This window comes from Frankia sp. CcMO1, assembly GCF_977945845.1.
This window is the reverse complement of record NZ_CDWTMG010000216.1, coordinates 1-8,628: the sequence shown is the minus strand read 5'-3', so window position 1 is coordinate 8,628 and position 8,628 is coordinate 1. Positions and strand designations below refer to the sequence as shown.

The 8,628-nt window shown below is 65.6% G+C and carries 9 protein-coding genes; 7 read left to right on the top strand and 2 right to left on the bottom strand.

Features of this window, described 5'->3' with window-relative positions; all coding sequences use genetic code 11:
* Positions 1–697, bottom strand: a 697-nt coding sequence (locus tag AC08OU_RS19720; RefSeq protein WP_476605515.1) for a creatininase family protein, incomplete at its 3' end; no start/stop codon positions are given.
* A 15-nt stretch (positions 698–712) separates the two neighbouring features.
* Positions 713–1,921, bottom strand: a complete 1,209-nt coding sequence (locus AC08OU_RS19715) for a hypothetical protein (protein ID WP_476605514.1) — start codon at positions 1,919–1,921, stop codon at positions 713–715.
* Positions 1,922–2,939: 1,018 nt separating this feature from the next.
* Here AC08OU_RS19715 and AC08OU_RS19710 point away from each other — a divergent pair.
* The 7 genes from AC08OU_RS19710 to AC08OU_RS19680 all read left to right on the top strand — a co-directional run.
* Positions 2,940–3,815, top strand: coding sequence for an SAM-dependent methyltransferase (locus tag AC08OU_RS19710; RefSeq protein ID WP_476605513.1), 876 nt, complete (start codon positions 2,940–2,942; stop codon positions 3,813–3,815).
* A 291-nt stretch (positions 3,816–4,106) separates the two neighbouring features.
* Positions 4,107–4,349, top strand: coding sequence for a hypothetical protein (locus AC08OU_RS19705; RefSeq protein ID WP_476605512.1), 243 nt, complete (start codon positions 4,107–4,109; stop codon positions 4,347–4,349).
* Between the two features lie 223 nt (positions 4,350–4,572).
* Positions 4,573–6,048 (top strand): B12-binding domain-containing radical SAM protein, encoded by a 1,476-nt coding sequence (locus tag AC08OU_RS19700; protein WP_476605511.1) that lies wholly within the window; start codon positions 4,573–4,575, stop codon positions 6,046–6,048.
* Between the two features lie 81 nt (positions 6,049–6,129).
* Complete coding sequence (locus AC08OU_RS19695) at positions 6,130–6,591, top strand: NUDIX hydrolase (protein ID WP_476605510.1); 462 nt, start codon at positions 6,130–6,132, stop codon at positions 6,589–6,591.
* 231 nt (positions 6,592–6,822) lie between these two features.
* Positions 6,823–7,161: an excalibur calcium-binding domain-containing protein gene (locus AC08OU_RS19690; protein ID WP_476605509.1), complete on the top strand. Its 339-nt coding sequence runs from the start codon at positions 6,823–6,825 to the stop codon at positions 7,159–7,161.
* 512 nt (positions 7,162–7,673) lie between these two features.
* Positions 7,674–7,916, top strand: coding sequence for a hypothetical protein (locus AC08OU_RS19685; protein ID WP_476605508.1), 243 nt, complete (start codon positions 7,674–7,676; stop codon positions 7,914–7,916).
* A 491-nt stretch (positions 7,917–8,407) separates the two neighbouring features.
* Positions 8,408–8,628 (top strand): HIRAN domain-containing protein (locus AC08OU_RS19680; protein WP_476605507.1); only part of this gene is annotated, 221 nt, incomplete at its 3' end.

Here is an 8,628-nt window from a genome sequence, read left to right as displayed (position 1 = left end):
CCTTGAGATGGGAGGCAGCGAGCATCGTCAGGTGGTCCAAGACGGCCTGGCCCTTCTCCGCCGTCGCTAGTGAAGGCATGCCTACGACGCCGGTCGTCGTGTACTCCCGGAGGCCCAGGGTCAACATGTGTGCACGTGGGCCGCCGTCGTGATCGGCTGTCTTGTAGCTGTCGCGTACGACCTCCGGCATGGCGTGCAGCAAGATCGAGGTTTCCAGCTCGCCCGCGTGCATGTCGTCGTGGGCTGTCGTCTCAAGGCCGACTGCCGTCCGCGCGTCCTTCCACTCGGAGCTCGTCGGGAACAGCCCCATCCGAGCGCCCGTGACCGACGACTCCTGGACGACGTTGGACAGGACGTAGTTGCCGCCGTGGCCGTTGATGAGTAGCAGTCGGCTGATCCCGGAGGCTTCGAGGGAGCGCGCCACGTCGTTGATGACGGCGTGAAGGGTCGCGGCGCTGATGCTGACCGTGCCTGGCCACCCCGCGTGCTCGTGTGAGCACGAGATGGTGACGGGAGGGAGGAGGAAGAGGCCGTAGGCGTCCGCTACCTGCTGAGCAATCAGACAAGCGATGAGCGTGTCAGTCGCAAGCGGAAGGTGCGCGCCGTGCTGCTCGAAGCTCCCGACTGGAAGGACGGCGACCGTTGCCGAACGCTCCGCTTCTTCAACGGAGGTCGCAGTCGGCAGGAGCTGGGTCACGCAAGCCGTCCTTTCCTAGGCGCTGCTCCCGATCAGAGTAGCCACGCCGTCGACCACTGCCGACACGTGAGGGCGTGTGCGGAAGGGCACGAGCTGGGCGCGTAGGCGGCGGAGCTGCCGGATCGTCCGCATGGAACGTGTCACGCTCGCGATGGCCAGCGCCTGCATGCCGAAGTGACATGCGGCGTCGATGTCGTCGACCCCGGCGCACGCCGATGCGCGGCGGGCGAGGTAGAGGCCATGATCACGCCGCAGAGCGTCATTGCCGTCGGAACTGGCCTGGGTGAAGACCTGAAGTGCGAGATCGGGCCGTCCAAGCTCCATCCACGACGTGGCCGCCTCCATCGCGACGTACGGGAGAGTGCAGTACCCGGCCAGCTCGCTTCCGGAGGGGTCGTCCTGCTCGACGGCCTCGAACGCGTTGTTCATGGCGGCCAGGAAGTCGTCGGTGTCGCCGAGCGCTGCATGAGCGTTCGCCTGCTGCCGATACGCCACCGCTTGAAGCTTGGGAGAGAGACCGGAGCCAAGGCTGACCGCACCGTCGGCCAGGCCCAGAGCAAGACCAGGGTCGTTGGCGTCACTGGCGATGTTGCTCTTGCGCATCAGGAGATAGGCGCCGAGCGGAGCATCCTGCAACTCGGTGGCGAGATCTCTCGCCCTGTCCGTCGCGACCATGGCCTGGTCGTAGCGGCCGGCGTCTTGGAGCAACCAGCCATGGAACTCGTGGTACCGGGACGCCATGTTGATCACGGCACGGCGTCCCGGCCCGCGTGCTTGGCGAGCAGCGGAGCTGAGAGTGCTGACCTGCTGCCGCACCATCGCCTCGACCATGTGCGGACCCATGACGTTGTCAGCGCGGACGTGCTCCGCCAGCAACGTCCCGTAATACGCGACGGCCTCGCTGCTCAGGAACTCAGGGATGTGCGGGGCGTTGTCGCCGTCATCGTCCTGCGGGAAGCCCAGTTCGTCGTCGGTCATGCCGTAGACGGCTCGAAAGACCTGGCGATAGGTAGGCCCCGGGAGAACACGGCCGTTCTCCCAGCGGGTGACGCTGGTCTTGAGCGCCTCATCACCGGGCAGCGTGACGCCGAGCGTCCTGGCTGACGTCCGCATGGCCGAGATGAGGCGCGGCTGTGACCAGCCCATACCCCTGCGGGCCGCCTTGAGTGGAGTGCTGGCAGTGATCTCGGCCGCCCCCTTCCTGTCCTGGACAGGATGCCGCACCAGGGAATCGATCCTAAAGGGCCGACACAGATACGTGTTCCCCCATGTTCCCTGGTGCCGGGTCCTCTTCAGACGGTGAACCGACTTCGCTAGACGGAACGCAGGGACTGATGGGTTCCTGCGGCCGGCCGGAAGCGCGGGAGCCGCAATCTCATGGACGAACGACTTGTGACCCTGGAGTCCTTCACCTGCGCGCCGGCCGGACCCGATCCCAGGCAGGCGTTCGGCTACCTGTGCTTACCGCGTCATATGGCCGCTGGGCGAGTCGCAATTCTGCGGTGGCGGATGACGACGTTCGCCATCCGCGAGGGATGGAGTATCACTCGCTGGTTCATAGATGACCGCGACTCACACGGGGCGAGGTTCGTTGCCATGACCGCGGCTGTTCGGCGCGGAGAGGCGGGCCGGGTGATAGTGCCCGAGGCGGTGCACCTGTGGCGATCCCAGGACACCGTGAGGCACGCGGAGCACCCCGACATTGGCCAGCAGCTTGGAGTGAACGTCCACGCGGTGGATGACCTCGCTGGGGAGCTGGTTAGCACGGCCACGCTGAATCGAGCCACGTCATGGTAAGGATGCCGGGCGCAGGGCGGGTACGTATGCGAGCCCGTGTCACACCATGGAAAGGGCTGGAGCCAGCGGTCCGGGCCGTGGGTGCGATGCAGTCCGTCGATGATGGTGAGCGTCTTGGCGTATGCGAGATCCAACTCTCGCCATTCCACGCGTCACCGCGGGCTCGCTGGGGGCCGGTGCTGACGTTCACCGTCGGCTGGGATCTCGTCAGCGTCTGGAGAGATGCGCACTGCTGCGCCGTTCTTGATCGTGCACTGTTCCGCGCATGCCTGAGTGACGAGGCGCTCCGAGCCGACAGCACGTGGACGGTCGATGAGCTGACGTGGGTCTCCGGCCGTGGTGACGTGATCATCGGACTGGCGGATCCACGAGCGGATGTCGCACGAGCGCCATCCTGGTGGCTCGCGCCGGGGCCAGGGATCGGGTCTCTGCGAGGCGAGATCTGATGGGCTACGCGTCCGCCGGACCGTACAGCGCCGCCTCGCGGAGAGCGCGGCGCCCAGGAGATGTGCCGAACGTCGCCCGAGTCCACGACTCCTTCCTGGGTGGGAAGGACGCCTACGGGATCGATCTAGCGGCGGTGGCTCACCTACGCCAAGTCACACCGATGCTGGAGGCAGGCGCACGCGTGTCGCGAGCGTTCATGCACCGCGCGGTGCCCTCCATGGCCGCCGCCGGCATCGAGCAGTACATAGACATCGGGTGCGGATACCCGACGGCGCTCAATGTGCATGACGTTGCGCAGCACGTGAATCCCGATTCAAGGGTGCTGTACACGGACGTCGATACCGGCGTCCTGGTGCATTCGCACGCCCTGCTCGGCGGCTGCCGGGGCGTGGGTGTCGCGTTCGCCGACGCACGCGACGTTCACGAGTTGCTGACTCATCCAGTGTCGCGGCGCCTGATCGACCTGCGGCGCCCTGTCGGCGTGCTGGCTGTCCACGTGCTGGAGTTCCTGGACGACCCCGGCGCCGAACGCCTGCTCGACATGCTGGCGTCCGCACTCCCGCCCGGGAGTTGTGTGGCGGTGACGCAGACGGCGCCCGACCTGTTGCCGGCCGAGTTGAAGGCGGAGTTGCACGCCGGAGCCTCCGAGTACACACGCGTCGTCGCGCCGTTCCGCGTCAGGAGTAGCGACTGGACGCGCCGCATGTTGTCGCGATTCGAAGCCGTTCCAGGCGGGATGGGCCGAGCGGACACCTGGCCTCTCGACCGAGAGACGAACGGGGCCAGCGCGCCCACTGCTGAGACCGCGCCGGTTTTCGCAGCGATCGCTCGGCTGCCGCAAGCGAGCGGAGGTGATGCCGTCACCGCGACGTAAGACCTCTTGAATCCTCGCTCGTGAGGCCGGGCCACCCATCGCCCGTGGAAGGAATGACGGGTGGCCCGGCTGGGGTGTGACCCCGGTGCCAGATGGTACTCGGGGTATTCGTTCCACCTTGCCCTGTTCGGGCATGGATTGGCGTGTTCCCCGGTCGTCGCAGCAGTGCGGAGGGGGACAGCACTCATTAACGGATACGAGGAAACGCCGGAGGACCGTGAATCGGCGGGCTCGTGGGCATGGCCGGCGGACGCTGCCGGTCTAGCGGATCAAGCGGACTGGACTGAGGAGATGCCGTGGCATCCGGTGGGTTCGGGCGAGGCGGCGAGCCTGGTCGCGGCCTACCGGCAGGCGCGACTGGTCGCGGAGGAGCTGCGCGGGCGTCTGATCGCGGCGGGCATCGCGCCGGCGGAGCTGCGGGGGCTGTGCGCGAGCGTGGACGAGGCCGGGCGGCCGGTCGTCGTGCTCGGTCACGTCAGTTCGGCAGCGGCGAAGGAGCTGTGCCGACTGCTCGACCGGGCATCAGCAGCCTGACACGGATCGGTGTCAACGTCTGCGGGGTGTGCTCGGCATTTGGCCGCGCCCGAAGGGCGCCGCGACGGGACCGGCCGGAGGCCGCATGCCCGGCGCGAGCGCCGCCGTAGGCGGCGCGGCCCGGCCCGCCGAAGGCGGGCCGTTGAAACAAGTAGACCCAGGTTTGCACCAACCACCGAACAACTGAGGGATGCCGGGGCGTCTCGACCGCTAGGGGAAACAAATGCGTCCAACTGACCAACAACTCGCACTGGACCGCGTGGCCGGGGCCGATCCTGCTCACCCGATAGACGCCCTGTTCGTCAACTCGCCATTGCGTGACTATGCGGAGCGACCGAGGGTCAACGACTTCACGTTGCCAGTTCTGGGGATGGGTTACCTCGCGACGTACGCCGCCAGCCGCGGATTCAACGTCGCGGTGCTGGATGCCGAAGCGCACGGCCTGAGCATCGCCACCACGACCGCGACCATCAACGCCCTGGCCCCGCGCTGGGCCGGGTTTGCACTCCTGGCTCCTACCTACGAAATCTCCGCCACTATCGCCGCCCAGCTCGACCCGGGCATCAACCTGCTACTGGGCGGGCACCAAGCCAAGGCCATGCCCGTAGAGATCCTGACCGACCCGCGCATGACCCGCTGCCAAGCCCTCGTCCTGGGTGAGGCCGAGACCCGCGTCGTGGAACTCCTCGACGACCCAAGCCGACGTGCGGACCTGCCGGCCGTGATGTGGCTCGAACCGATCCTCAAGACACCCGTGACAGGGGGCCGGCCTGGCGGCAGGGCCGACTACCTCGCGCCGGACGTGGACGCCCTACCGTTCATCGACCGCCGCTACCTGGCACAAGACCCACGACCGATCGGCGACCGGGTTCAGGCGAACATGGTCGGCGCCCGGGGTTGCCCTTACAACTGTTCCTTCTGCGGTGCCGCCGTATCGGCCAACCCCGATATCACCATCCGCACCCGCCGCCCGGACAGCATCCTGGCCGAAATGGACGCCCTGCGAGGTGACGGCGTCACGGCGTTCCGGTTCGTGGACGACCTCTTCCTCGGCGCCCGACGCGTCATCGATCAGATGATGGCCGCCTTCACCGTGGACCGCGTCGGCGACTGGGCACGCTGGGACGCCACGGGCCGTATCAACGTCCTGTACCGCAGTCCCGACAGCGTTCTGGACACCCTGGCCGGCAACGGTCTGCGCGAAGTCGCCCTCGGCATCGAGTCGGGGAGTTCACGCATGCTCGAGTACATCGACAAGCGCATCACCCCCGACATGGCGGTGACGGTGGTCCGCCGGCTGACCGAGCGCGGCATCAACGTCAAGGGCTACTTCATCCTCGGCTTCCACACCGAAACCGTCGCCGAGATCGACGCGACCGTGGCCCTGGTCGAGGGACTCTGGGAGATGACCGACCAGCTCCCCGGCTCCTTCACCGCCAGCGTCTTCGAGTTCCGCCCCTACCCCGGCACCCCCGACTGGACCCGCATCCTGGCCACCGGCCGCTACACCCCCGCCCAGCTCCTGAACTACACAGCCGTCGACCTCACCGACGCCGGAGCCGACGAACTCATGCGCAAGCGCGACGAGTTCAACTTCTCCAGCAACCTCCCCCTGGCCGAGGCCCCCATCCCCTACATCCGGGCAGCCCTCACCCGCCTCTCCCGGGCTCAGCATGAACGCAACGCCTCCCTCGCCTGACCACGACACCCGATCATGGGTAGCGTTCGGTTCCAGCCGGAAGCATCTCCGGCCGGATAGACCATCTTGAGGAGGATGAGGGTGACCGAGCGGCACCGCAGCATCGTCGACGTGCACGTCGTGCTCCGCCGTGACGACCGCGTGCTCATGCTGCGCCGGGCCAACACCTCCTACGGGGATGGCCTGTTGTGCTTCCCCAGCGGGCACCTCGAACGCGACGAGTCGGTCCTGGACGGCGTCATCCGCGAAGCTCGTGAAGAGGTCGGCATCACCCTCGCCCCAGACGCGCTTCGGTTCGTGCACGTCCTGCACCGCGGCGACGCCGCCGGCAACGACCGGGTCGGCTTCTTCTTCGAAGCCACATGGTGGGACGGCGAACCGATCAACGCCGAACCACACAAGTGCTCCGAACTGGTCTGGGTCCACCCCGCGGACGGACGTGACGACCTCGTCCCTTACCAGGCCGCCGGACTCATCGGCAGTCTCGGCCCCACATCCTTCTCCCTGCACGGGTGGGAGTCCGACCGCGTCGGAACGGCGTAGACGACCGTCGGCAACCTTGTTCTGCGGCGACCTCACCTGAGGTCCGCACGTCACTTGAAGCTCGCGTCACGCGAACCGCAAGTGGCGAGCCTGCCCACGACCTGCCGCCGCGTGGAGACACCCGACGCCGCTGCCTATAAATTATGTGGATATTTTGAACGATTTGCATAGATAACACATAGGGCAATTGGCTACTGTGCGAATGGAGTTCGCCATGTCAATGTCTCGCGTATGATTGAACGATTGAACGGGCTTCGTGCCCGGCGAATAGTGTCGGCGGTCGCTGCAGGAGCGATTCTTTTGGGCGGCCTGACATTAGCCGCCCCGTCTGCAGCTGATTCCTCCACTGCGATGGCGGTTTCGGCGACCAAAAAGCCAAAGCCTAAGGCCTACAAGAATTGCAAGGAACTCAATAAGGTTTACAAGCATGGCGTAGCGCGCAAAGGTGCGAAAGACAAGGTGAAAGGCAAGGGCAAGCCGGTCACCAACTTCACGATTTACACTAAGGCTTACAACCTAAACAAAAAGCGCGATAAGGACAAGGATGGTATTGCGTGCGAGAAGAAGTAAAGGAGCGTCTCCGATCGCGACGTGTGTCCAGCTAACGAATCGGCGTTCCACGCGGCGGGGCAGGCGCCGCGCCAGCCGGCCGGCAGCCGGACCGCCGGGGCTGCAAGGAGTCGAACCCCGATTCCGCGGATTGAAGATCCACAGTTCGCGACGATGCTCGTCGCCACCGGATCTGGCCCATCACCTGCGCCGATCCATTGTGGCTCAGCGCGTTTGCGTCTGATGATGCTTGTGGATTCCGGTCGTTCGGGGTGGGTTATGTGTGGAGACGATGATGAGGTTCCAGCCGCCTCGCTGCATTGTTCGGGCGAAGCATGCGGTACGAGAGTCCAGGATGCACTGCTGAATGCCTCAGGCTCAGGGGCGAGTCGCTGTCGGGTCGATGTGGTGGGAATGTCTGAGGGACTTTCGGGCTCGTGACACTTCGAGTCGTGCGATGGGCGCGCGAACGCCTCAGTCGTGGGCGGCGCGGTACGACGGGTTATGCGCGAGGGCCCGTCAGTTGGACGCCAGTGACGACCCCTGAGGATGTTGTCCGTCTCCAGGTCTACGGGGAGGGACCGATCAAGGTCTACCTGGAGCCGGAGGGAAACGAGGTGGCGGTACCAGAGGGCGATTGGCTCGTGATCAGCTTCCCGGAGCCACAGCGCGGCGCGATCGAGGTCGTCCATGCACCTGAGGCGATTGTCGTGATGCGACCCTCGGGTGACTATCCCACCGTCACACGCAGGGACGGCAGTGAGGTGCCGTGGTGATTGATCTCGATGATGGGTGCGTAGCGCTCTCGTCGCTCCCGAAGATATGTGGTCAATCAGGTGAGTTTGAGGGGTCTGTCCGCACGCCATGTTCCGGCCGCCTCCACCAAATGCGGGAGGTGCGCTGCGTGTTGAATGATTACTTTAGGTGGCATGACCCTGACTGATAGCGAACGCGTAGCGTACGTCCCGCCGCCCTGCCCAAAGTGTGGAGCGGCCTTGATAGTCGGCTGGTCCAACGAGCAGCGACTCGGTTACGACGGGCCAAGATGGTTGGCCCGTCATGAATGCACCGCTGCTTGCGGTCGGATCGCCTGTGACTGAACTGAAAGCTAGGAATCTTCATGGGTTTTAGGGAGTGGTGGGGGAGGCACAAAACGCGCTCTGCCGATGAACCACCGGCCGAGAGTTACGTCTCGCCGTACTCGCCTCGTAATGGCGTCCTAGACCACTTGGTGGCGCCACCTGATGGGCATCCGGCAGTTCATCTCGTGAAGCAGCATCGAGCAGGTGAGGGCAGCCTGTGGTTCTGCGAGGACAGCACAGGCCTTTTGATGGCGCCGGTCGACCGACGACTGGCTCCTCTCGGCATCTACGTCTCCAAGTTGCGCGGCACGGCGTATCACAAGGGCGCCTGTCGCAAGGGTGACTTTTCACCTGGGACCCGTGTTCGCCTCGTGCGCGAGCCGGAGAACCCGTATGACCCTAATGC